Consider the following 22,725-nt stretch of genomic DNA (forward strand, 5'->3'; position numbering starts at 1 on the left):
AAGCGCCTTGTTTAAAAACGAAAGAATGAAGAATACCGTTGGGGGTGCGCACAACAGTCTAAAAGTAAACTGTCCTCCTGTTCCGGCGCATCGCTTATGCGTCAGGATAAGCAAGGCCATTTCAGAGTAAAACACCCTAAACCGGTGTTTTCCGGCACACGCGATGCATCGGGACAGCGAAGATTTTAAAACGGTTCCTAATTTTCCGGCTCCGGCTCCCGGTCTTCCGGTTTGATGATCATACGGAAATACTGGTCCATGGTAAAATAAGCACCCACCCAGTTATAGAGGGTCCTCAACCGGTTGCGGAAGTTGAGCAGGGACATTACGTGAATGAACAGCCAAACCATCCAGGCAATAAACCCATTAAAATGCAGCTTGGGCTTTTCAATATCCGCAACGGCTTTGTTCCGGCCGATAATGGCCATGGATCCCTTATCCACATAGCGGAAGGGCTTCCAGCGTTCTTTCGGCAATACCAGGTTCTTTCCCAGGTTTTTTGCCTGCTGGATCGCTACCTGCGCCAGCTGGGGATGGCCATTCGGAAAGGCCGGGTCGGTTGTCTGGAAGCAGGTATCTCCAAGCGCGTAGATATTGGAAAAGCCTTCGATCTTATTAAAAGCGTCCACGATCATACGACGGCTGCGGCCGTATATTTCCGTGGGAAAGCCAGCGAATGTTTTTGCTGTAACCCCTGCCGCCCAGATAAGTGTGGCGGTTGAAATAGTGGTATCATCCGATAAATACACCGTGTCATCCTTGAACTCTTTTACAGTAACACCCAGTTTTACTTTTACGCCTAGCTTTTCAAGGGATTCTTTGGAGTATTGCTGTGATTTTACAGACATAGGGCCCAGCACCGCCTTGCCGCCATCCACCAGGTATATGTCCCCGATATGTCGGCCGGAAAGTTCCGGATAATCTTTGCGGATGATCTTACTGCGCATTTCCGCAAACATTCCCGACAGCTCCACCCCGGTGGGTCCCGCACCGGCCACTACAATGGTGGCCAGTTTTTTCATCCGGTCCATATCATTGATCCGGGTAGCTTCCTCCAGACGGTCGAGCAGGGTATTGCGCATGTACAGGGCATCACTGAGGGTTTTCATGGGTATCGCGCTGCGCTCCACATTTACCATCCCGAAAAAATTACTTTCGGCACCGGTTGCCATTACCAGGTAGTCGTAGGAAAGTGTTCCGTTTGAAAGCACGACCTTGTTCTCTTCCGGCACTATTTTCAGCAGGTCGGCCATGCGGAAGCGCACGTTATACTTGCCTCTTAAAAAACGGCGGAAGGGATAACTGATACTGGAGGGTTCCAGGAAGCCCGTAGCTACCTGGTAGAGCAGGGGAGGGAAGAAGTTATAATTGTTTTTGTCGACCAGCGTTACCTCAAAACCCGGTTTGTTCTTTAACTGCATTACCAGGTTAAGCCCGGCAAAACCGCCGCCGATTACGACTACTTTTTTTGTTGCGGATGTCTTTTCCATGATGTTTTATTTATCGGTTCATGGCAATTTCGTCTGGCCCTTCTGTTCACCCGTTCCACAGGAATACCGCTTCTGCGGACCTGCTGTATTAGTAATTCACCACTTGCTCCACGATGGTTTCCGGTATTTTCCGCCATTCGTATTTCTGGGTACGTAATTGAGGCTCAAACCCTGCTTCACGAATCGCTTCCTGTATGGATTTGTAAGTAAAGCGGTGAGGAGCTCCCGCGGCACTTACCACATTTTCCTCAATCATAATACTTCCGAAATCATTGGCTCCTGCATGAAGACAGAGCTGCGCCGTCGCCTTCCCTACGGTGAGCCAGGATGCCTGTATGTTCTTGATATTCGGCAGCATGATGCGGCTCAATGCCACCATCTTGATGTATTCTTCCGTGGTGGTAAGGTTGTGCACACCGCGTATACGGGTCAGCAGGGTATCCACATCCTGGAAGGTCCAGGCAATAAAGGCCAGGAATCCATTGGTTCCCTCCGGTTTGCGGCTTTGCACTTCGCGGATCTTTACCAGGTGTTCAAAACGTTCTTCGATGGTTTCCACATGGCCAAACATCATGGTAGCGGAGGTGGTGATGTCCAGCTTATGTGCCTCATGCATGATATCCAGCCACTCCTGTGCGCCACATTTTCCTTTGCTGATAAGCCGGCGTACCCGGTCGATCAGGATCTCCGCCCCCGCTCCGGGAAGGGAATCCAGTCCGGCCTCTTTCAACGCCTTCAGTACCTCCCGGTGTGTGCTTTTTTCCAGTTTGGTGATATGGGCCACTTCAGGTGGTCCGAGGGCATGCAGCCGGATATCAGGGAATTCGGCTTTCAGCTGCCGGAATGTGTCCACATAAAACTGAAGACCAAGTTCGGGATGGTGTCCGCCCTGTAACAATAACTGGTCGCCGCCATACCGGATCGTTTCCTCAATTTTTTTGCGGTAGGTATCCATATCAGTGATATAGGCCTCCGGATGCCCCGGGATGCGGAAAAAATTGCAGAACTTACAGTTGGCGATACATACATTGGTCGTATTTACATTACGATCGATCTGCCAGGTAACTTTTCCATGAGGCACCTGCTGTTTCCGCAGCTCATCTGCAATAAACATCAGGTCGGCCAGCGGCGCATGATGATAAAGAAACATGCCTTCCTCCACACTCAAAAACTCAAATGCGGCTGCTTTTTTATAAAGATCTTGTAAAACCATATACTTCCGGAATAATATGCAAAAATACAACAGATCCTTCTAATTAAAGTTGTTATAGCCATTGATTCGGATTATTTTACGATAAAAGGCCCTGAACCCTGTTTGCAGACAGATCCGGACAATCTGCCGGGGTACGGGATAAGCCGGTATGCCGCAGGAACTTACCCTGCGCATTCGGAAAGCAACTTTTATTTTGCACAGCAATTGGTAAAAGCGGGTTTTCTAAAGTATCTTTGCAAATATCGGATAGAGGTAGCCGGAACGCGAACATTCAGGTGGTGGAGATTGTTTTAGTTACTTCTAAATGAAACAAAAATGACAGAGAGCATAAAAAATACGATCCCCGGCAACATCTATGTAAGCGAAAGCGCAAAAAAGCGTATCCGGGAGATCCTGGCTGAAAAAGAAGCTGAAGACGACAAAGCGTATTTTTTACGGGTGAGCGTGGTGAGCGGCGGTTGTTCCGGGCTGAGTTATAAGCTGGACTTTGACAGCGAACAAAAACCGATGGACCAGGTGTTCGAGGACAATGGCGTTAAAGTTGTTACCGATATGAAGAGTCTTCTTTACCTTTTAGACACCACCCTGGAGTTTTCCGACGGGTTAAGTGGCAAAGGGTTTTATTTCAATAATCCCAATGCGTCCCGGACCTGCGCCTGCGGGGAAAGTTTTGCCGTTTAGCCGTTGGTTCACCTACTACAATTTAAACTATAATACAACGAATGACACAAGAGCAGATTACCTACCTGGTTTTCGGGATCGTAATAGTATTGGCGTTGATTTTTGACCTGGGCCTGCTGAGTAAGAAGAATAAAGTGGTTACGATCAAACAGGCGCTGCTCCAGACGATCTTTTGGGTGGCACTGTCCATGTGTTTTTTCGGATTTGTATGGTTTGAGGATGGCAAAACCTTTGCGTTGGAGTACATCAGCGCTTACCTGATGGAATGGAGCCTCAGCGTGGACAATATCTTTGTGTTTATCCTGATCTTTTCCTCCTTTGGAGTCAAAGAAAAACACTATGGCCGGGTACTGCTGCTGGGCATCCTGATGGCCATTGTTTTCCGCATCATATTCATAACAGTAGGGGTGGCATTGGTGGAACGCTTCCATTTTGTGCTGTACGTATTTGGGGGTTTTCTTTTGTATACCGGTATCAAGATGTTCTCTTCGGGAGAAGGAAATGAAAAAGATCCGCACGATTATGCCATTTATAAATGGATCAAAAAGGTAATACCACTGGTGCCGCACGACGGGGATGGTAAATTCTCCGTGATCGAGAACGGAAAAAAGAAATATACCCTGCTTTTTGTGGTGGTGCTGATGCTGGCAGGGATCGATCTGGTATTTGCCCTGGATTCCATTCCTGCGGTAATGGGTATTTCCCGGCATCCCATGGTGATCTATACCTCCAATATTTTTGCCGTCCTCGGTCTGCGTTCGCTTTTCTTCCTGCTGAGAGGCGCAGTGAATAAATTTGACTATCTCCAGCAGGGAATTGCCATTGTACTGGTGTTCATCGGCCTGAAAATGCTGGGCGAACACTGGATCAACCAGTGGCTCAATAAGCAACAACAGGTGGGCATTTCTCTCGGTGTGATCATACTTTGTATTGTCGGCAGCATTCTTTTTTCCATTTATAAAAAAAAGAAGGGGGTGCCGGATGAAGTGGAAGATGGCAGCATAAATTTGTAGGAGTGGCAAATCATCAATATTCCGTCGGAACGATCGCTTCACTGCTGGGGGTCCGCCTGCCGGCGGAGCAGGACAGCGGCATTATAGACACCCTTCTTACCGACAGCCGTAAACTGGTGGCACCCGCCACTTCCCTGTTTGTTGCATTAGAAGGCCCGCAACGTAACGGGCACCTGTTTATTCCCGAGTTATATAAAAAAGGAGTACGCTATTTTGTAGTGGCACAACCGGTGGATGAAACCCTTTATCCCGGTGCGGTCTTTCTGAAGGTAAAAGATACACTGGAGGCCCTGCAGCAGCTTGCTGCGGCACACCGCGGTCAGTATACAATGGAGGTGGTGGGTATTACAGGAAGCAATGGAAAAACAGTGGTGAAGGAATGGATCTACCAGTTGCTGCAACCCTATAAAAATATTGTAAGAAGCCCAAAGAGTTATAACTCCCAGCTGGGGGTACCATTGAGTGTATGGCAGATGAACCCGGATCATAACCTGGCCCTTTTTGAAGCAGGCATCAGCCGGCCCGGTGAAATGGAGCGGCTGGAGCGGGTTATTGCACCGACCATCGGGGTGCTGACCAATATTGGTCCCGCACACAGCGAGGGCTTTGAAAGCGATACTGCGAAACTTGACGAAAAGCTGAAGTTGTTCAAAAACGCCGGGGTGATCATTGCGAACGGCGATAATGCGCTCATCGCTGCCGGAGTAAGGAAATACCCTGCTGTTTTTTTCTCCTGGGGAACAAATGAAAGCAATGCCGTTCAGGTGCTGGAAACGGTTGTGGGGGAGGATGCTACGAGGGTCCGGCTGAAAGAACAAAATAAGGATCCCTTTGAGATAGTCATACCATTTACTGACCAGGCCTCCGCGGAGAATGCTGTTACCTGTGCTGCAGTTTTGTTATGGTTACAAATGGCACCAGCCACGATTATCAATGGAATGAAGACACTGCAGCCGGTGAACATGCGGATGGAGTTCAAACAGGGGATCAATAACTGCATTGTGATCAATGACAGCTACAGCGCCGACCTGAACTCGCTTACGGTAGCACTGGAGTTTCTTCAGCAACAGGCGAAAGGACGTAAGAAAACCGTGATCCTTTCCGATCTTCCGGAGAACCGGGAAGAGGAACAGGTACTGTACCGGACGATTGCTGCACAATTGCAGCGGTATGGCGTCGACCGGCTGATCGGTATCGGAGAGCGGATGCAATCGTTTCTGGCAGCACTTCCGGAAGCCGCAGCCATCCCGGAACGTAGTTTTTATTTGTCCACCCGTGAGTTTCTGCAGCATTTTCAAAGTACCCGGTATCATGATGAATACATCCTGGTGAAGGGCGCGCGCAGGTTCGGTTTCGAACGTATTGTTACACTGCTCGAACATAAAGTGCATGAAACGGTGCTGGAGATCAACCTGGATGCCGTGGCACAGAACCTCAAAATCATACAGCAGCGCTTAAACCCGGGTGTTAAAATAATGGCGATGGTGAAGGCCTTTGGTTATGGAAGCGGAGCGTCGGAAATAGGCGCCGTGGTCCAGTTTCATAAAGCGGATTACCTGGGTGTGGCCTATGCTGATGAAGGAGTGGAGCTGAGGAAAGCCGGGATCACCATCCCCATTATGGTGCTGAATACCGAGGCAAGTGCATTTGACGCGTTGACGGATTACCACCTGGAACCCGACCTCTTCAGCTTTGAATTGCTGGAGGCTTTTGAACAACATGTCAGGAATTCGGGATTGAAACAGTACCCCGTGCACATTGAGATTGAGACAGGGATGAACCGGACGGGGTTTGCTATAAATGACATTGCAGCGCTGGGCACCTGTTTGAAAAATAATGAGTGGATAAAGGTCCGGTCTGTTTTTTCACACCTGGCAGCCAGCGAAGACAACGTGGAGGATGCCTTCACCAGGCATCAGTACCACTTGCTGAAAACGGCCGCAGCGCAATTGGAAAAAGAGATCGGGTATCCGTTTATTAAACACATCGCCAACACGGCTGCCATATTGCGCTTTCCGCAGCTGCAGCTGGATATGGTGCGCCTGGGTATTGGTCTGTATGGTATCTCCGGCAGCGACCAGGTACCGCTTGAAACGGTGGCTACTTTAAAAACGACGATCTCACAGATAAAAAAGATCAGGAAAGGCGAAACCGTCAGCTATAACCGCAGAGGGGTGGCCAAAGAGGACTCGGTGATCGCTACCCTGCGTATCGGCTATGCGGATGGTTATTCACGCCGGCTGGGGAACGGAGTGGGAAGGGTTTGGGTGAACGGGCAGCTGGCTCCTGTGATCGGAACGATCTGTATGGACATGACGATGATCGACATCACCCATATCCCCGGTGTTAAGGAAGGGGATGATGTGATCATTTTTGGCAGACCGGTTCCTGTACAGCAGCTTGCAGAATGGATCGGAACGATCCCGTATGAGATCATGACCGGTATTTCACAAAGAGTAAAACGGGTATATTACGGTGAAGGATAGCCGTTTTTAACCGGAACCTGCCGTTGCGGATAAGAAATAACAGCAACAGGACCGGAAATTTGAAAAATACAACGGCATAGCAGACAACCCAAAGTCTCGTATATTTGCTGCCGCATGAAAGCAGGAAAATTAAGCACAGCAATAGCGATTATACTCCTGGTACTGTTGGTAGACCAGGTAGTGAAGATCTATATAAAAACGCATTATCCCATCGGGGAAGTCACCCGCATTTTCGGAATGAACTGGGCCCGGCTGCATTTTATCGAGAACTCCGGCATGGCCTGGGGCTGGAAGTTCGGCAACGAGGGAGGAAAGGTCGCCCTGACCCTGTTCCGGCTGGCAGCTGTTATTTTCGGCTCCTTTTTGCTGGTACGGTTTGCCCGGGAGCGCTATACAAGAGGGTTCATGGTTTGTGTGGCTCTCATCTATGCGGGAGCGCTGGGCAATCTTATCGACAGTATGTTCTACGGGATGATCTTTGACAAAGGGCTGCACTTTGACCCCGCATTCGGGGATTATGTGGGATATGACGGTATCGCAAAAATGGGCGGCAAGGGCTATGCTTCTTTTTTACACGGGAGCGTGGTGGATATGTTGTACTTCCCGATGGTGAAGACCCATTACCCCTCCTGGTTTCCCTGGGTGGGCGGACAGCCTTTCGAATTCTTTGCCCCGATCTTTAATATCGCCGATATGGCGATCTCTACCGGGGTGATCGCCCTGCTGGTTTTTCAAAAGCGGTTTTATAAAAAAGCGGGCAGGACCGAAGTGCCCCAGACCAATGAAACGATTACCAGCAATGCAGGTGAAACTTCTTCTGCTGATTAAACACAGGATATGAAAGCGCTCCTGGTTGCCGTTTTTCTTTTCCTCGTCTCCCTGGTACAGGGGCAGGATTCCATCAAAACCAATGTACCTGACAGATCGAAAAAAACAAGAATCGTGGAAGTGGCCTGCGGTGAATGCCAGTTTGGGATGGACGGAAAAAGCTGCGACCTGGCGGTAAAAATAAAAGACAAGCCTTATTTCGTTGACGGAACCTCCATTGATGATCATGGGGATGCCCATGCAAAGGATGGGTTTTGTAACAGCGTCCGGAAAGCAGCAGTACAGGGAGCGATCGTAAACGGAAGATTTCAGGCTACTTACTTCAGGTTGCTGGACAATAATAAAAAACAAAAGAAATAAAGCAACCGGTTCATACCCGGTATTCAAAAAAAAGCGATCGCTTCATTTCCGGAAGCGATCGCTTTTTTATATGGAACAGGATCAGATCTTTCCAACCATTTTAGAAGGGATCACCCATTCATCAAATTCCTTTTCGGTAAGATAACCCAGTTTCAGGGCCATTGCCTTTAAGGTCGTATTTTCTTTATGCGCTTTCTGTGCAATTTCCGCTGCTTTGTAATACCCGATCTTCGGATTTAATGCAGTAACCAGCATCAACGAGTTATCAAGGTGCTTTTTAATATTTTCTTCGATCGGCTTCAGCCCAACAGCACATTTATCGTTAAAGGAAACACAGCCATCTCCGATCAGACGGGCACTGTGAAGGAAATTGTAGATCATAACGGGTTTGAACACGTTCAATTCAAAATGTCCGGTAGCTCCTCCGATATTAATGGCCACATCATTTCCCAGTACCTGCGCGGCGATCATGGTCAGTGCCTCGCATTGAGTGGGGTTTACTTTTCCGGGCATAATGGAAGAACCGGGCTCATTGTCCGGGATGAACAGCTCCCCGATGCCGCTGCGCGGGCCGGAAGAAAGCATACGGATGTCGTTGGCGATCTTCATCAGACTTACAGCCACTGTTTTCAAAGCACCGTGAGCCTCTACAATAGCATCGTGCGCAGCAAGTGCTTCAAATTTATTCTCAGCTGTTTTAAACGGAAGTTTGGTCAGCCGGGCAATTTCATCGGCAACATTTTTTGCATAATCCGGGGGAGTATTAATGCCTGTGCCTACAGCGGTGCCGCCCAATGCCAGCTCCGATAAATGAGGCAGGGTGTTTTTAATGGCTTTCAATCCATGATTCAGCTGGGATACATATCCGCTCAGCTCCTGGCCCAGCGTTAGTGGTGTGGCATCCATAAAATGGGTGCGGCCGATCTTCACCACCTTCATAAATTGTTTGCTCTTCTTTTGCAGGGTATCCCTCAGCTTTTCAATACCGGGAATGGTTACTTCTATCAGAATTTTGTATGCTGCGATATGCATGGCAGTCGGGAAGGTATCGTTACTGCTCTGCGATTTATTTACATCATCGTTGGGGTGTAATACCTTGGTTTTATCTGTAAGCTGACCGCCGTTGATCACGTGCCCGCGGTAAGCGATCACTTCATTCACATTCATATTGCTTTGTGTTCCGCTGCCCGTTTGCCAAACCACCAGCGGGAAACTGTCGTCCAGTTTTCCGTTCAGGATCTCATCGCAGACTTTCCCGATCAGTACGGCTTTTTTCTTTTCCAGCACCTTTGCTTTTGCGTTGGTGTTGGCGGCAGCTTTTTTCAGATAGGCAAATGCTTTGATGATCTCTTTCGGCATCCTGTTAATATCGGCGGCAATCCTGAAATTGTCAATCGAGCGTTGTGTTTGTGCGCCATAGAGCGCGTCCGCAGGCACTTTTACCTCACCCATTGTGTCTTTTTCAATTCTGTACTCCATATAATTTTTTTTAAGTAGAATATTGGGTTACAAAGGTATCATTAAATAAACTTTATTTACCTTCAGGCCCGGTTTTAAATGCGAAAACGATGGAAAACGCGATGTATGCTATTGTTGTACTCTTTCCGGTTTGTTGATGTAAAGTGTAAGAATATGAAGAAGGTCCTGCTTTATTCCTGTTTACTGTTCGCCCTATGGATGCCCCTGCTGGCGTGTGCGCAGCAGAAACTGTATTTTTTTATGGATCCGAAGGACTCGCTGATCGGTGTAAAAGATGACAAAGGCCGGGTGATCATTCCGCCCAAAGGTGCGCCCATTATGTATTTTGAGCCGGACGAGCCGATCACCGATTCGCTGATCAACCTGTTTGATATGGACACTACAGATACCGGAACCGCCCTTTCCTTTGGCAGTACCTATAACCGAAAAGGAAAATTCCTGTACCGTCCGCTGGCTTATGATAACGGACCGGATTATTTTGAAGAAGGCCTGGCCCGCTGTGTGCAGAAAGGAAAGGTGGGATTTGTAAATGAACAGGGTAAAATCGCGATCCGTCCGCAATGGGACTGGGTCTCTCCATTCAACTACGGCTATGCCTTTGCCTGTAACGGCTGTTACTGGGACCGGGACAAGGATGCTGAACATCCGCCAATGGCGTTTAAAGCGAATGCACAAACCTTTTATATCAACAGAGAGGGGAAAACGGTTTCCCTGATGAAGCAGCGAAAAACAGAAAAAGACCTTTCCGTGGATGGCGGCTACCTGCCTTACCCGTTCAGATATACGGCCGGCGAACAAAAGATCCTGACAGAAGTATCGGCAATGGAGGTGCTGTCAAAGATCCGGAATGCCAACTATTCTGAAAAACGGGAAGGCAAAGATGCATTGCTCCAGTTTGAAATAGTAGGCCGCCCCTCAGCGATATCACCATATTATAAGATACAGGGCTACCGTTATGGAAGCTTTAACAAAGAGGACCCGTTCCTGTTTTACCGCTCCGTTAAAGGCGAATATTTTCATGCAGGATGGGACGGCAATGACCGAACACCGTTTAAACAATGGCTGAAGGAGCAACTGGAATCCTGTGCCGCATATTTTGAAAAACATCCCGATGCACCCAACCGTTTTGATGTATCGAAGTACCAGGAGCAAGTAAAAAGCCCCGGTCCATCCCGATAAACCTCAAATCTCAATTCCCAAATCTCACCTCCCCTTAAATGCAGCTTTTCTTTTTTCCATAAAGGCGGCAATGCCTTCGCGGGCATCATCAGAAGCGATCAGTTTTCCAAAGCTCTCGGCCTCATTCTTATAACCCGCATCGCCAGCTGCTGCAAGATTGGCGGCTTCGATACATGCGGCAACTGCCAGGGGTGCTTTTGTATTGATAACCGCAAGAAGTGCGCTGGCCTTGGTCAGCAGCTCATGTTGCGGCACCACATGGTTTACCAGTCCGTAATTGAATGCGGTCACCGCATCGATCATATTTCCGGTAAGCAGCAGTTCCAGTGCCCGGCCCTTTCCCACCAGTTGCGTCAGCCGCTGTGTGCCGCCATAACCCGGCAGTAAGCCCAGGTTTACTTCAGGCTGACCAAACCGCGCGTTCTCACTGGCCAAACGAAAATGACAGGCCATTGCCAGTTCGCAACCGCCACCCAATGCAAAACCGTTCACGGCGGCAATAATGGGCTTCGGTGCTGTTTCGATCCTGCGGAAAAGCGCTTGCCCTTTCTGCGCAAGCACCGTGCCGCCCGTGCTATCGAGCGCGGAAAATTCAGAGATATCAGCACCCGCAATAAATGCCTTTTCGCCACTGCCGGTAATGATGGCCGATCTCCATTCCGGCCGGGCAATAAAATCATTTACAACCTGCTCCAGTTCCGAGAGCACGGTCTGGTTAAGTGCATTCAGCTTTTCCGGCCGGTTAAGGGTGATGGTTAAAACGGCGTCGCTGACGGATGTCAAAATGGTCTGGTAACTCATAAAGATCCTTTTTACAAATCTATAGGAAAGATACCGCATAAACGGAATGGTTATTGAAGTAATTGAAGCGGAAAAAGAAGATCTGCGCCTCCGTTCGTTTAAAGAAACAGTTGAAACCGGAAATCTTTTTACAAAACGCATTAAACTTTTTGAAACGCTCCGGGTCAATAATTAAAACTTGTGTGATGGCCGTTTCCAATCAAACCAAAAATCAGCATCTTTTATGGCGTGCCGGGTTTGGACCGGCCGTGGAGCAATTACAGGATCTTGAAAAATACACGCCGCAGGAGTACTACAGGGCATTGGTAAAGGCATCTGCCAAAGAACCGGGATATATCAATATTGCCAGTGATGAGCTGCTGAACCTTTACGAAACGTATCTGACACCTGCCAAACGGGCGGCCCTGACGGCTGATGACCGCCGGATACTGAACCGGAAGCAACAGGCGGCCGTAAAAGACCTCAACCTGTACTGGCTGAAAGAAATGATCGGCAGTTCGGCCCAGCTGCGGGAGAAGATGGCCTACTTCTGGCATGGCCATTTTGCCAGCCGCAATGGCAATCTTTTTTACAATCAGCTGTTTTTGCATACCCTTCGTAAAAATGCATTGGGTGATTTCCGTACCCTGTTAAAAGAAGTGTCACGGTCGGCCTCCATGCTGTATTTCCTCAACAACCAGCAGAATAAAAAAGGGCATCCCAACGAAAACTTTGCGCGGGAGGTAATGGAGCTGTTCACACTGGGGCGCGGACATTATACAGAGAACGATATCAAGGAAGGCGCCCGGGCTTTTACCGGATGGACCGCCAATGCCCGGGGCGAATTTGTTTTTAACAAAAAACAACACGATGAGGGTGTCAAAAATTTCCTGGGGAAAAAAGGCAATTTTAACGGAGAAGAAGTTCTGGATATTATCCTGGAAAAACGGCAGACCGCCACTTTTATTACGGAGAAGATCTACCGCTTTTTTGTAAACGATACGATTGATAAAGATCTGGTGCAATCACTGTCGGAATCTTTTTATAAGGATTACGATATCGGCCGGCTGATGGAGCGGATCTTTACCGCCGAATGGTTTTATACGGAAAAAAATATCGGCGCGCGCATTAAATCGCCCATTGAGTTGCTGGCCGGCATCCAGCGGATGATACCGATGCGGCTGGACAATGACAATGCCTTAATGAACCTGCAACGCATCCTGGGGCAGCAGTTGCTGTATCCCCCCAATGTGGCCGGCTGGCCGGGCGGAAGATCCTGGATCGACAGCAGCACGCTGATGATGCGGCTCCGGATACCACAGTTGTTTAATGATAAGGACCTGCTGAATGTAAAACCCAAACAGGATGATGATGTAATGATGGGCAGAAAGGCAGACGGAATGGCAAATGTTCCCGTAAAGCCGGCAGCAAAGAAAGTGCCGAAACCTGTTGCCGGAGCGGGTTTGATCAATGCAAAGATCGACTGGCCGCAATATGTTGCCAAATTTGAAAAAGTAAAAAGAGAGGCGCTCTTTCCTTCGATCTCTGCATACCTGTTCCAGGTGAATGCCGGTAAGATCGATACGGTAGCTGCCAAATTTGTAGACAGCAGCGACAGGGCGGCCTATATCCGGTCCGTTACGATACAGTTAATGAGTACACCCGAATATCAGCTATGTTAAATCCAACGCCATGAACAAAAAAAGCGCATCCTTTTTCAATAAAAAACAAACCGGCCCGGGGCTGCTGATCAGGCGGAAAGAATTTATACAGCTGGGCTCTTTGGCCACGGCTTCGCTGATGATGCCCAAATTTCTGAAAGCACTGGAAAACCAGGCCGCCGTGCCTGCGGGAAATAAGGTGGTGGTGGTACTGCAGCTGAGCGGCGGTAACGACGGGCTGAATACCGTGATACCGGTACGGAATGATCTTTACTACAAACTGCGCCCGGGGTTAGGCATCCAGAAAAATAAAACCCTTTCGCTGACGGATGAAGTGGCCCTGCATCCATCGCTTTCCGCATTAAAGGGGCTTTATGATGAGGGGAATATGGCCATCTTAAATAATGTAGGGTATCCCAATCCGGACCGGTCGCATTTCCGGAGCATGGATATCTGGCACTCGGCCAGCCAGAGCAGCGAGTACTGGAACAACGGATGGATCGGGCGTTATCTGGATGCGCAGTGCCACGGATGTGATAAACCCACCCAGGCACTTGAAGTGGATGATGTGTTAAGCCTGGCACTGAAGGGAGAACAAAACAATGCATTAGCGGTAAAAGATCCCCGCCGCCTGTTCGGGACCTCCAATGAAAAATATTTTCGCGAGATCAACAAAACCGGCGGAGGGGATCATCATGATGAAAAACCGGTGGACTATCTTTACAAGACATTGGCCGAAACCATGTCCTCGGCAGATTATATCTTTAAGCAAAGCCGCCTGCATCCGTCGTCGGCCACTTATCCCAATACAGAACTGGGCAGCGGATTAAAGACGATCGCCTCGCTTATTTTTTCTGATATTAACACCAAGGTATATTATATTTCATTGGGGAGCTTTGATACCCATGTGGGACAGGATGCCCAGCAGGGGCGGCTGTTTACACAGATGAGTGAAGCCATAAAAGCATTTACGGATGATCTAAAAAAGAATGGCCGTATGGAAGATGTATTGCTGTTTACATTTTCTGAGTTCGGAAGACGTGTGGCGCAAAATGCCAGCAACGGAACCGATCACGGTACGGCAAACAATATGTTCCTGATCAGTGGCGGATTAAAACAAAAAGGCATCTTAAACGCGATGCCCGACCTGGAAGACCTCAACCAGGGAGACCTGAAATACAATATCGATTTTAAAAGTGTTTATGCCACAGTACTTGAAAAATGGCTGGCAGCGGATTCATCAAAGATTCTCAAAGCCCGGTACAATACCATGGACTTTATTTAGCAGATTTTAAAAGGACCTGGAATCACTTCCTCAGCGGACAGGCAGCACCCGCGCCGCTTTTAGCCCTCAGGACATTCCGGCTATTAATACCCTGCAAAAAATAAACCCTGTTCCCGGGAGAACAGGGTTTTACAATGTCATTTTTTGATTAGATGCTTTCGGCCTTCAGGTTTTCAGTTTCTTCATGCACATATTCTTCCAGATCATCGGCCCGGTCTTCAAAACGGCTGGCAACACTGTCTATGAAATCAGCAAACTGATCTTTCAGATCGTTTCCTTTGTCTACAATTCGCCTGCGGGTAGTTGTTCCTTTGTCCGGTGCATACAAGATACCTACTATAAGGCCAAGGGCGAAACCTGTAACTAGCTTATTCATAATATTTTAACTTTTAAGGTTTAAAATTCGGTTCTGATATAAAGGTACATAAATAACTATGCCAAAAAAAGAAATGAACCATTAATTGAAAATGAAGTCTGAAGTTTAACGAAAGCTTTGACTGGAAATCAGCTGCAATGCTAATCGCGGTAGGCCCTCCCGGTCAATTGCAGGAACAATCCTTCCAGACCATCCTGTCCGTGTTTCTCTTTAAGCACCGTCAAACTGCCCTGGCTGATCACCGTTCCTCCATCGATCAGCGCTACTTCTGTACAAAGGTCTTCCGCTTCCTTTAGCTGATGGGAAGTATAGATTAGCGTGGTTCCGTTGCTGTTGATCTCTTTCAGAAAATGAATAATAGCATTGCGCGACTGCACATCAACTCCTACGGTAGGCTCGTCCAGGAAAAGGACCCGGGGGTTGTTCATAACGCCGATGGCCAGGTTGATCCTCCGCTTCATGCCGCCGGAAAATTCTTTGAGCGGCTTGGCGGCAACATTGCTCAGCCCCATTATTTTCAGGAGATTTGCAGTGGCTTCACGGATCTGCCTGCCATTTAATCCATACCAGGCGCCAAAAAACTCAAGGTTTTCCGCCGGCGTCAGTTCTTCATAAAAAGAAAAATCCTGTGGTACAAACCCGATCGTATTTTTAACAAAAGCGCTGTTGCCCCGTACTTCCTTTCCAAAAAGTTGAATGGAACCCTGCTTATAAGGCAGTAATCCCGTCATCAGGTTCATTAAAGTGGTTTTGCCTGCGCCATTCGGTCCGAACAAACCAAAGCGGCTGCCCTGTTTTACGGTAAGGTCAAGCTGCTGAATGACCGGTTGCGCCATTCCTTTATACCCATAACTGAGGCCGGCAATATGTAAGGCATCTCCGTTCTGCATCCGTTGCTGTTTATTCTACATTATGATCCTTATTCCGGTTGGCGATCTGGTCCAGCACATCATAAAACTCCTGCCCGTACTTCCGGGTAATGGGTTCCTTCAGGAACTTGTAAACAGGCACTTCCAGCGACTTGCCCAGTTTACATGCCGGACTGCACATTTTTTTGCGGGGTTCGTAGTTCAGGCGTTCATAATCGCCATGCCTGCCTTTATAGGCAATAATGGGATAGAGGTGACAGCTGATGGGTTTCTTCCAGGGGATCTTTCCCTCGTTATAGGCCTGTTCAAAAGCACATTTGATCAATCCGTCCGGTTCACGATAGGCATACACACAGATCTCATTATCCCTGGGCAGGGTAGGGGTTACCCATCCAAATTCTTCATCGTAAATATATTTCCCTTTTTTCTCAACCTCGGCGATCGCGGGCTTTGTAAGATAGGGCTTAATTACTTCATAATAGTTGTCCACCAGCTCCAGTTCCTCCTTATCAAGCGGAGCTCCGGCGTCCCCGTCTTCACAGCAACCTCCCTTACATTTGGAAAGGTCACATACGAACTGTTTTTCAATCACATCATCGCTGATGAGTTTATTGTCAATAACGATCACTTGAATTTTTTTGCAAAATTAAGCACCCGGGCCGGGATGCGGATATTATTTCTAAAAAGGGTCAGCGGGTGCTGTTATTGATGGTGACCTTGGCTGTTTTTACCCGGTTCTTTTCTGTTTCCATAACCGTAAATTCAAAATCGCCTGTTTTTACCACATCGCCCGCGCGCGTCAGTTCTCCGGAAAGTTCATTGATGAGGCCGCCCAGCGATTCACTGTCACCGCGCACTTCATCAAATGTTTCGATGGGGAGCTTTAAGGCCTTGCACATATCGTGCAGCATCGTACGGCCTTCAAAGATGTAATTATTGTCATCGATCCGGTTGATCAGCAGGTCTTCATCATCAAACTCATCTTTCACTTCACCTACCACTTCTTCGATGATATCTTCCATGGTCACAATGCCGCTGGTGCCTCCGAATTCATCCACCACCACAGCAAAGTGAATACGTTTTTTCTGGAAATCCAGCAGCAGGTCCTCGATCAGCTTGGTTTCCGGCACAAAATAAGGAGCGCGGATTTTTGTATGCCAGTCCTTGATCTCCATGCCGTCATCTAGGTAAGGCACAAGGTCTTTGATATTCAGTACCCCGGCAATTTCATCCAGACTGCCTTTATAAACCGGGAGCCGGGAGTAATGAAGTTCACCCACTTCGCGGATCAGGTCCTCAAACGGAGTGTTATAGTCCACACCGCTTACATACAGACGGTTGCGCATTACTTTTTTAACGGAGATCTTTCCAAACTTCACAATGCCCTTCATAATATTCTTTTCCTCGGGGCTTACCTCGTCGGTCTGGATATCGATGGTTTCATCGATCTGCTGGATATTGGTCTCTTCCACCTTATTGGCACCAACAGTACGACCGAAGCTGTCTGCAAGGGCCACCGTCCAGCGGCTTATTCTGCGCAGCAGCAGGTAAATGGCCTCCACGATCATAATAAGTACCGGCCATTCAAAGGCAAAACGGAGGTTGTTCTGTGTGGCCCACACCCGCGGAAAGATTTCAACAAGGAAAAGGATCGCAAATGCAATGATGGCAAATTTTATAAAGATCCCCAGCGTCGTATCAAGATATGCTGCCGGTACATAAAAATTAATAAGATAGTTGGCCAGCACGATCGTGCAGATGTTCACCAGGGTCTTTGCGATGAGCATTGATGTAAAAACCTCCTTGGGCTCTTCCAGCAGATTCAGGATCCTTTTTGCAGAGGGCTGTTGTTTGGTCTTTAATACATCGATATCCTTCTCATCCAGTGAGAAGATAGCGGCCTGCGAGCCGGCAATGGAAAATGAGATGATGACCAGTATCACCAGTGCTGCCACCAGGAAGGTGGCATTCTGGATGCCAACGGGCAGCTGGCCCTGTACAACATCTAATAGAACGAATGCGTCAGATAGGGTTTTCAAAATTTCAGTTTTCGTGATGCAGATGTTTACACCGGTCCCGTAGTTTAAAAGGGCTGCAGGTCAAAACCTTCGGGTCCGGCGGCGCCTGAATGTTCATCCGGCGACGGCACACCTTCGGTTTTCTTGTCCAGCATGATCAGGTTTTCTCCCACCACCTCGGTCACATATTTCTTGGTGCCATCCTTGTCTTCCCAGCTGCGGGTGCGCAGCCGTCCTTCAATATAAACCAGACTGGCCTTGCGAAGGAATTTTTGCGCCAGTTCTGCCAGTCCGCGCCACAATACTACGGTGTGCCATTCGGTTTGCGAGATCAGTTTACCCGTGCGGTCTTTAAAGGTTTCCGTGGTAGCCAGCGGAAATTTTGCCACGGCAATGTTGCCTTCCAGTAACTGAACATCCGGGTCTTTTCCTAAATTTCCAATCAACATAACTCTATTAACGCCTCTCATAACTATATATTTTTCCTAATTTTTGTTTACGAAGGTTATTGCAACTTTCACCGGCTTTATTAAACACCAATGATCCGGGTGGTGCTAAAACCCAACTAAAATTAATTTTTTTGAACGGATAAACAAAATTAAGAAGCAGAAATCAGAAATTGTCAAGATAACGTGTAATGGTCTTTGGAAAAGGTAATGTTTGGAGCAGGTCCTTTTTCACCCATCGGTAATCATTAAAACCGGTTCCTTTTGCCCGAAGCCGGCAGGAAACAAAGACCGATTTTATCAATTGATGACTCAGTTTCTGGGTAAAAACGGGGCTGATCGCGGCGGCAGCTCCTTTTTCAAGCCATCCGTTTTTGACCGCTGCCCGGAGCAGTGCTTCCGGAGTCATTTCAGCGGCAGCTTCGATCAGCGGAAATTCGTAGAGGTGCTGCCAGATATCCCTGTTCAGCCGCTCCCTTACCGGAAACGTATTCCTGTGGGCCGGAAGGAAAAAATAAAAATACCGCGTGCGTACTGCCGTTTTTTTCACCTTGACCGGCAGCAGGTTGACAAGCTCTTTTTTGTAAGCAACACATACCGTATTAAAAGGGCATTGTTCGCATTCCGGAGCTGCAGGCTTGCAAACCACTGCACCAAAGTCCATAATTGCCTGGTTGTAAATCCCGGGATTTTTTTTATCGAGCAGTTGGTTCGCCAGGGTGGTGAACTGTTTTTTACCTGCCGTGGTATCAATGGGCTCGCGGATGCCAAAGATCCGGGCCAGCACCCGGAAGACATTGCCATCGATAACGGCATGGGGAAGCCGGAAGGCAAAGGAGGCGATCGCAGCCGCCGTGTAAGGGCCGATGCCCTTTAACTTCAGGATCTCTTCGTAGGTGTCCGGGAATCGGCCATTTCGTTCAAAACTGATCTTGCGGGCTGTGAGGATCAGGTTTTTGCACCGGGAATAATAACCCAGACCTTCCCAGAGTTTGAACACTTCCTGGTCTTCCGCACGGGCAAGATCATCAACGGAAGGGAACCGGGTAATGAAATTTTCGTAATACTTTAGGCCCTGATCTACACGTGTCTGCTGTAAAATAATCTCGCTCAACCAGATTTTATAAGGGTCCCGGATCCCTTTCCAGGGCATGATTCTTTTATTTTCGGTCCGGTTCCAGAAAAGCAGGGTCTGTGAAAAGTGACTATGAATCAATTTTTTATGAATTAAAAAGCGGAAATTTTCAATTAAATGTCGTAAATTACCCTAAAATTCTTCAATTTTATAAAATTTGGATTAATAATTGATTGTAAACTATTTATTAAAGTTTTGCACACTTATTGCTGTAACTTTATACGGCAATAATCATTAAACTATTTTAATATCAGGAACTATGCGAAAAGCAGACTTAGTAAATAAGATCTCCGACAAAACGGGTATCCCCAAGGTCGACGTACTTGTTACATTGGAAACGATGTTCAAGGAAGTTAAAGATACCTTAGCCTCTGGTGAAAATATTTATATCAGAGGGTTTGGCAGTTTTATCACCAAAAAACGAGCTGCTAAAATCGGCAGGAACATAAAAAAGAATGTAGCTGTTCATATACCTGAGCACTATATCCCCGCTTTTAAGCCCGCGAAAGAGTTCACTGCCGAAGTTAAAAAACTCGTTGAACCGAAACCTGACGCAGGTCCGGGCGAAGACGCTGATGATTAGAATTGTTGAAAAAAACTTCGTTTTGTAGCGGATTGCTGTTACCTTTGCCGTCCAATTAAGGACATTTGAAGAAGCCTCAGATAATAACCATTGTTGTGGCGGCGGTAGCGGTAGTGTTGCTGCTGGCTTTTGGCCGCACCACACCCAGACCCGGAGCCAAGCAGGCTTCCGGCGAAGCTGTGCAGGAGCAGGCTGCGGGTGATCATGATCATGCCAACGAGGCCGGTTCTTTTTCAATTGACACCATCCTTGCATTATCAAAAAAAGAGCTGCCTGCAGATCAGGTGTTACGGCTGGATCTGCTGGAGCAAAGTATTACCCGGGGAGATGTGAAAAAGCAGCAACTTGATGTGTATCATCAACTTGCACATTTCTGGAGGGATACGGCCAAAGCTTTCATACCCTATGCATGGTACACCGCCGAATCTGCGCGGTTGGAAAATTCCGAAAAAAGCCTCAACTTTGCAGCCCAAATATTCCTGAACCAGTTGCCCCAGGTCGAAAATGAGCAGACACGTCATTGGATGGCCGAACAGGCAAAGGACCTGTTTGAGAAGACATTGTCCGTAAATCCGGCAAATGATTCTGCTCAGGTTGGTTTGGGAGCTACCTTCCTTTACGGAGGATTGGGTACTCCTATGGAGGGTATCGGAAAAATAAGAGCTGTTGTAGAAAAAGACAGTACCAACGTTTATGCGCAAATGACCCTGGCCACAGCTTCCCTTATGAGTGGTCAGAAACAGAAAGCGCAGGAACGGCTGGAGACCGTTTTAAGACTGCAGCCGCAGAACATCCAGGCAACCCTGATGCTTGGGGATCTGTATGAAAAGGATGGGAATAAGGATCAGGCAGTGCAATGGTATTCCAAAGCATTGAAGCTGGTTCAACGAGCGGATATTAAAGCTGAACTGGAAAAGCGAATAGACGCATTAAAGAAATAAAAATATTTAAGTTCATTTTTAAAAAATTTATTGAGTATGCCTTGTGGTAAAAAAAGAAAACGTCATAAAATCGCGACGCACAAACGTAAAAAAAGACTGAGAAAAAATCGTCATAAGAAAAGAAAATAAGATAACGTTTTTCTTTTAAGACATTTGAAATAACAGGTAACGTTCTGTTGAGAATAGAAATTACCTGTTATTGCTTTTGTCGTTTATCGGTTTTAAATAATGAAGTGCGCATCCCTTTTTTGTTTGCTGCCATACTACTATTTTGCCTCTCATTATTCTGCTAGCCGGTTTTTTATAATACTATCAAGATGAGTACTCATGGTGGTTTCTCATGAATAAAGACCTTATTATTAATGCCACCCCTACAGGGGTGGATATCGCCCTACTTGAAAATAACAAACTCGTAGAGCTTCATAGCGAAAAAACGGATTCCCGTTTCGCCGTAGGTGACCTTTACCTGGGCAAAGTAAAAAAACTGATGCCGGGACTAAATGCGGCATTTATCGACCTGGGGTATGAAAAGGATGCCTTCCTGCATTACACCGATCTGAGCCCTTATGTGAAGTCGCTGCTGAAATTTACCCAGCAGGCGATGAACCAGAATGGCGAACAGGGAATGGATTTCTCCAAATTCGAGATCGAGCCCGAGATCATTAAAACGGGTAAGATCACCGAAGTATTGAGCGGAAAGCCGCATATCCTTGTGCAGATACTAAAAGAGCCGATAGCAGCAAAAGGCCCCCGCCTCAGTTGCGAACTTTCCCTGCCCGGGCGGTATATTGTTATTACCCCTTTCAATAATATTGTAGCTGTATCCAAGAAGATCCACTCTTCTGAAGAACGTAAACGGCTGCAGAAAATTGTGGAGGCGGTGAAACCAAAAAACTTTGGAGTGATTGTACGTACAGCTGCTGAGGGTAAGAATACTGCTGAACTGTACGAGGACCTTACCAACCTGGTAACTTCCTGGAAGACCATCGAACAGAACCTGAAAGGCGCTGTGGCGCCTGCCAAGATCCTGAGCGAGCAGAATAAGACCAACAGCATTTTAAGAGACCTGCTGAATGCGGACTTCAACCGTATTATCGTCAATTCAAAAAATATTTTTACCGAAACCAAACAGTACATCCAGAAAATTGCACCGGAAAAATCGGAGATCGTTTCGCTTTATCAGAGTCCGGGGGGCATTTTTGACTCATTTGGTATTACCAAACAGGTGAAATCCTCGTTCGGAAAAACGGTGAACCTCAACAGCGGGGCCTACCTGATCATTGAGCACACGGAGGCACTGCATGTCATTGACGTGAACAGCGGCTATAAAAATGTAAGTAACAATCAGGAACAGAATGCCCTGGCCACCAACCTGGAGGCCGCCGAAGAAATTTCGAGACAGCTGCGGCTGCGGGATATCGGGGGGATCATCGTTGTGGATTTCATCGATATGAAGCTGGCCGAGAATAAACGGACCCTCTATGAGAAAATGGAGGAGTTTATGAGGGCCGACCGTGCCCGGCATTCGGTGCTGCCCATATCCAAGTTTGGCCTCATGCAGATCACCCGGCAGCGGATGCGCCCGGAGGTGAATATCAATACACAGGAGATCTGCCCTACCTGTCATGGTACCGGCAAGATCGCTTCTTCCCTGATCCTTGAAGATGAGATCGAAAAGAACCTTAGTTATCTAATCACTCATAAACATTCCGGCCTGAAGCTGGTGGTGAACCCCATTATTTACGCCTATCTTACAAAAGGATTCTGGTTCAACAGCAAGCTGGCAAAATGGAATAAGAAATTCGGACAAAAAATCAAACTGGAGCAGAACAATGCCTATCAGCTGATCGAATACCGCTTTTTCAACAGCGATGAGGAAGAAATTAAAATGTAAGCGGGCGG

At 47.6% G+C, this 22,725-nt stretch carries 22 protein-coding genes; 12 read left to right on the top strand and 10 right to left on the bottom strand.

What is annotated here, in order from left to right:
* Nucleotides 1-197 precede the first annotated feature (197 nt).
* Both K7B07_RS12435 and mqnC read right to left on the bottom strand, forming a co-directional pair.
* Complete coding sequence (locus K7B07_RS12435) at nucleotides 198-1,490, bottom strand: NAD(P)/FAD-dependent oxidoreductase (protein WP_223710055.1); 1,293 nt, start codon at nucleotides 1,488-1,490, stop codon at nucleotides 198-200.
* An 88-nt stretch (nucleotides 1,491-1,578) separates the two neighbouring features.
* Entirely contained in the window at nucleotides 1,579-2,703 is a 1,125-nt protein-coding gene (gene mqnC / locus K7B07_RS12440; RefSeq protein WP_223710057.1) for a cyclic dehypoxanthinyl futalosine synthase, read from the bottom strand.
* Between the two features lie 315 nt (nucleotides 2,704-3,018).
* Between mqnC and K7B07_RS12445 the strand changes: the two genes are divergently transcribed.
* From K7B07_RS12445 to K7B07_RS12465, 5 genes are all read left to right on the top strand, one after another.
* Complete coding sequence (locus K7B07_RS12445; RefSeq protein ID WP_223710059.1) at nucleotides 3,019-3,384, top strand: HesB/IscA family protein; 366 nt, start codon at nucleotides 3,019-3,021, stop codon at nucleotides 3,382-3,384.
* 41 nt (nucleotides 3,385-3,425) lie between these two features.
* Nucleotides 3,426-4,397: a TerC/Alx family metal homeostasis membrane protein gene (locus K7B07_RS12450; RefSeq protein WP_223710061.1), complete on the top strand. Its 972-nt coding sequence runs from the start codon at nucleotides 3,426-3,428 to the stop codon at nucleotides 4,395-4,397.
* A 2-nt stretch (nucleotides 4,398-4,399) separates the two neighbouring features.
* The gene (locus K7B07_RS12455) at nucleotides 4,400-6,883 is read left to right on the top strand and encodes a bifunctional UDP-N-acetylmuramoyl-tripeptide:D-alanyl-D-alanine ligase/alanine racemase (protein WP_223710062.1); all 2,484 of its coding nucleotides are present in this window, start codon (nucleotides 4,400-4,402) and stop codon (nucleotides 6,881-6,883) included.
* Nucleotides 6,884-6,997: 114 nt separating this feature from the next.
* Nucleotides 6,998-7,711 (top strand): lipoprotein signal peptidase, encoded by a 714-nt coding sequence (locus K7B07_RS12460; protein ID WP_223710064.1) that lies wholly within the window; start codon nucleotides 6,998-7,000, stop codon nucleotides 7,709-7,711.
* Nucleotides 7,712-7,720: 9 nt separating this feature from the next.
* The gene (locus tag K7B07_RS12465) at nucleotides 7,721-8,071 is read left to right on the top strand and encodes a DUF6370 family protein (protein WP_223710066.1); all 351 of its coding nucleotides are present in this window, start codon (nucleotides 7,721-7,723) and stop codon (nucleotides 8,069-8,071) included.
* Nucleotides 8,072-8,152: 81 nt separating this feature from the next.
* Here the strand turns inward: K7B07_RS12465 and fumC are convergent, their stop codons facing one another.
* Nucleotides 8,153-9,550 (bottom strand): class II fumarate hydratase, encoded by a 1,398-nt coding sequence (fumC, locus tag K7B07_RS12470; protein ID WP_223710068.1) that lies wholly within the window; start codon nucleotides 9,548-9,550, stop codon nucleotides 8,153-8,155.
* A gap of 153 nt (nucleotides 9,551-9,703) precedes the next feature.
* On the opposite strand from fumC, the gene K7B07_RS12475 reads away from it, so the two are divergent.
* The gene (locus K7B07_RS12475) at nucleotides 9,704-10,729 is read left to right on the top strand and encodes a WG repeat-containing protein (protein WP_223710070.1); all 1,026 of its coding nucleotides are present in this window, start codon (nucleotides 9,704-9,706) and stop codon (nucleotides 10,727-10,729) included.
* A gap of 24 nt (nucleotides 10,730-10,753) precedes the next feature.
* Here the strand turns inward: K7B07_RS12475 and K7B07_RS12480 are convergent, their stop codons facing one another.
* Nucleotides 10,754-11,530, bottom strand: a complete 777-nt coding sequence (locus K7B07_RS12480) for an enoyl-CoA hydratase/isomerase family protein (RefSeq protein ID WP_223710072.1) — start codon at nucleotides 11,528-11,530, stop codon at nucleotides 10,754-10,756.
* A gap of 46 nt (nucleotides 11,531-11,576) precedes the next feature.
* Here K7B07_RS12480 and K7B07_RS27645 point away from each other — a divergent pair, with 46 nt between their 5' ends.
* Genes K7B07_RS27645 through K7B07_RS12490 form a run of 3 tightly spaced genes read left to right on the top strand, consistent with a single transcriptional unit; the run spans nucleotide 11,577 to nucleotide 14,455 of the window.
* A complete protein-coding gene (locus tag K7B07_RS27645) occupies nucleotides 11,577-11,705 on the top strand; it encodes a hypothetical protein (protein ID WP_262903505.1) in 129 nt (42 codons plus the stop codon).
* Between the two features lie 10 nt (nucleotides 11,706-11,715).
* Nucleotides 11,716-13,191: a DUF1800 domain-containing protein gene (locus K7B07_RS12485; protein WP_223710073.1), complete on the top strand. Its 1,476-nt coding sequence runs from the start codon at nucleotides 11,716-11,718 to the stop codon at nucleotides 13,189-13,191.
* Nucleotides 13,192-13,201: 10 nt separating this feature from the next.
* Nucleotides 13,202-14,455, top strand: coding sequence for a DUF1501 domain-containing protein (locus K7B07_RS12490; RefSeq protein ID WP_223710075.1), 1,254 nt, complete (start codon nucleotides 13,202-13,204; stop codon nucleotides 14,453-14,455).
* A gap of 148 nt (nucleotides 14,456-14,603) precedes the next feature.
* Here K7B07_RS12490 and K7B07_RS12495 read toward each other — a convergent pair whose 3' ends face one another.
* The 6 genes from K7B07_RS12495 to mutY form a co-directional block, all read right to left on the bottom strand.
* Nucleotides 14,604-14,831 carry a YtxH domain-containing protein gene (locus tag K7B07_RS12495; protein ID WP_223710077.1) on the bottom strand — a complete coding sequence of 76 codons (228 nt, stop codon included), beginning with the start codon at nucleotides 14,829-14,831 and terminating at the stop codon, nucleotides 14,604-14,606.
* A 140-nt stretch (nucleotides 14,832-14,971) separates the two neighbouring features.
* Nucleotides 14,972-15,721, bottom strand: a complete 750-nt coding sequence (locus K7B07_RS12500) for an ABC transporter ATP-binding protein (RefSeq protein ID WP_223710079.1) — start codon at nucleotides 15,719-15,721, stop codon at nucleotides 14,972-14,974.
* 10 nt (nucleotides 15,722-15,731) lie between these two features.
* Complete coding sequence (locus K7B07_RS12505) at nucleotides 15,732-16,328, bottom strand: DUF3109 family protein (RefSeq protein WP_223710081.1); 597 nt, start codon at nucleotides 16,326-16,328, stop codon at nucleotides 15,732-15,734.
* 61 nt (nucleotides 16,329-16,389) lie between these two features.
* A complete protein-coding gene (gene gldE / locus K7B07_RS12510; protein ID WP_223710082.1) occupies nucleotides 16,390-17,739 on the bottom strand; it encodes a gliding motility-associated protein GldE in 1,350 nt (449 codons plus the stop codon).
* A gap of 44 nt (nucleotides 17,740-17,783) precedes the next feature.
* A complete protein-coding gene (locus K7B07_RS12515) occupies nucleotides 17,784-18,188 on the bottom strand; it encodes a single-stranded DNA-binding protein (RefSeq protein WP_223710084.1) in 405 nt (134 codons plus the stop codon).
* A 142-nt stretch (nucleotides 18,189-18,330) separates the two neighbouring features.
* Entirely contained in the window at nucleotides 18,331-19,380 is a 1,050-nt protein-coding gene (gene mutY, locus K7B07_RS12520) for an A/G-specific adenine glycosylase (protein ID WP_223710085.1), read from the bottom strand.
* Nucleotides 19,381-19,546: 166 nt separating this feature from the next.
* Here mutY and K7B07_RS12525 point away from each other — a divergent pair, with 166 nt between their 5' ends.
* The 3 genes from K7B07_RS12525 to K7B07_RS12540 all read left to right on the top strand — a co-directional run bounded on the left by K7B07_RS12525 (nucleotide 19,547) and on the right by K7B07_RS12540 (nucleotide 22,717).
* Complete coding sequence (locus tag K7B07_RS12525) at nucleotides 19,547-19,882, top strand: HU family DNA-binding protein (protein ID WP_476739338.1); 336 nt, start codon at nucleotides 19,547-19,549, stop codon at nucleotides 19,880-19,882.
* Nucleotides 19,883-19,947: 65 nt separating this feature from the next.
* Nucleotides 19,948-20,823 carry a tetratricopeptide repeat protein gene (locus tag K7B07_RS12530; RefSeq protein ID WP_223710088.1) on the top strand — a complete coding sequence of 292 codons (876 nt, stop codon included), beginning with the start codon at nucleotides 19,948-19,950 and terminating at the stop codon, nucleotides 20,821-20,823.
* A 340-nt stretch (nucleotides 20,824-21,163) separates the two neighbouring features.
* A complete protein-coding gene (locus tag K7B07_RS12540) occupies nucleotides 21,164-22,717 on the top strand; it encodes an Rne/Rng family ribonuclease (protein ID WP_223710091.1) in 1,554 nt (517 codons plus the stop codon).
* The last annotated feature ends 8 nt before the right edge of the window (nucleotides 22,718-22,725 follow it).

It is taken from the genome of Niabella beijingensis, from assembly GCF_020034665.1.
In the GTDB taxonomy this organism is placed as follows: Bacteria; Bacteroidota; Bacteroidia; order Chitinophagales; family Chitinophagaceae; genus Niabella; species Niabella beijingensis.

Coding starts and splice junctions, on each gene's coding strand:
- K7B07_RS12500 (WP_223710079.1), bottom strand. CDS start 15,721: ATGCAGAACGGAGATGCCTTACATATTGCCGGCCTCAGTTATGGGTAT.
- K7B07_RS12445 (WP_223710059.1), top strand. CDS start 3,019: ATGACAGAGAGCATAAAAAATACGATCCCCGGCAACATCTATGTAAGC.
- K7B07_RS12475 (WP_223710070.1), top strand. CDS start 9,704: ATGAAGAAGGTCCTGCTTTATTCCTGTTTACTGTTCGCCCTATGGATG.
- K7B07_RS12485 (WP_223710073.1), top strand. CDS start 11,716: ATGGCCGTTTCCAATCAAACCAAAAATCAGCATCTTTTATGGCGTGCC.
- mqnC (WP_223710057.1), bottom strand. CDS start 2,703: ATGGTTTTACAAGATCTTTATAAAAAAGCAGCCGCATTTGAGTTTTTG.
- fumC (WP_223710068.1), bottom strand. CDS start 9,550: ATGGAGTACAGAATTGAAAAAGACACAATGGGTGAGGTAAAAGTGCCT.
- K7B07_RS12435 (WP_223710055.1), bottom strand. CDS start 1,490: ATGGAAAAGACATCCGCAACAAAAAAAGTAGTCGTAATCGGCGGCGGT.
- K7B07_RS12540 (WP_223710091.1), top strand. CDS start 21,164: ATGAATAAAGACCTTATTATTAATGCCACCCCTACAGGGGTGGATATC.
- K7B07_RS12495 (WP_223710077.1), bottom strand. CDS start 14,831: ATGAATAAGCTAGTTACAGGTTTCGCCCTTGGCCTTATAGTAGGTATC.
- K7B07_RS12480 (WP_223710072.1), bottom strand. CDS start 11,530: ATGAGTTACCAGACCATTTTGACATCCGTCAGCGACGCCGTTTTAACC.
- K7B07_RS12490 (WP_223710075.1), top strand. CDS start 13,202: ATGAACAAAAAAAGCGCATCCTTTTTCAATAAAAAACAAACCGGCCCG.
- K7B07_RS12450 (WP_223710061.1), top strand. CDS start 3,426: ATGACACAAGAGCAGATTACCTACCTGGTTTTCGGGATCGTAATAGTA.
- K7B07_RS12465 (WP_223710066.1), top strand. CDS start 7,721: ATGAAAGCGCTCCTGGTTGCCGTTTTTCTTTTCCTCGTCTCCCTGGTA.
- K7B07_RS27645 (WP_262903505.1), top strand. CDS start 11,577: ATGGTTATTGAAGTAATTGAAGCGGAAAAAGAAGATCTGCGCCTCCGT.
- K7B07_RS12460 (WP_223710064.1), top strand. CDS start 6,998: ATGAAAGCAGGAAAATTAAGCACAGCAATAGCGATTATACTCCTGGTA.
- K7B07_RS12515 (WP_223710084.1), bottom strand. CDS start 18,188: ATGAGAGGCGTTAATAGAGTTATGTTGATTGGAAATTTAGGAAAAGAC.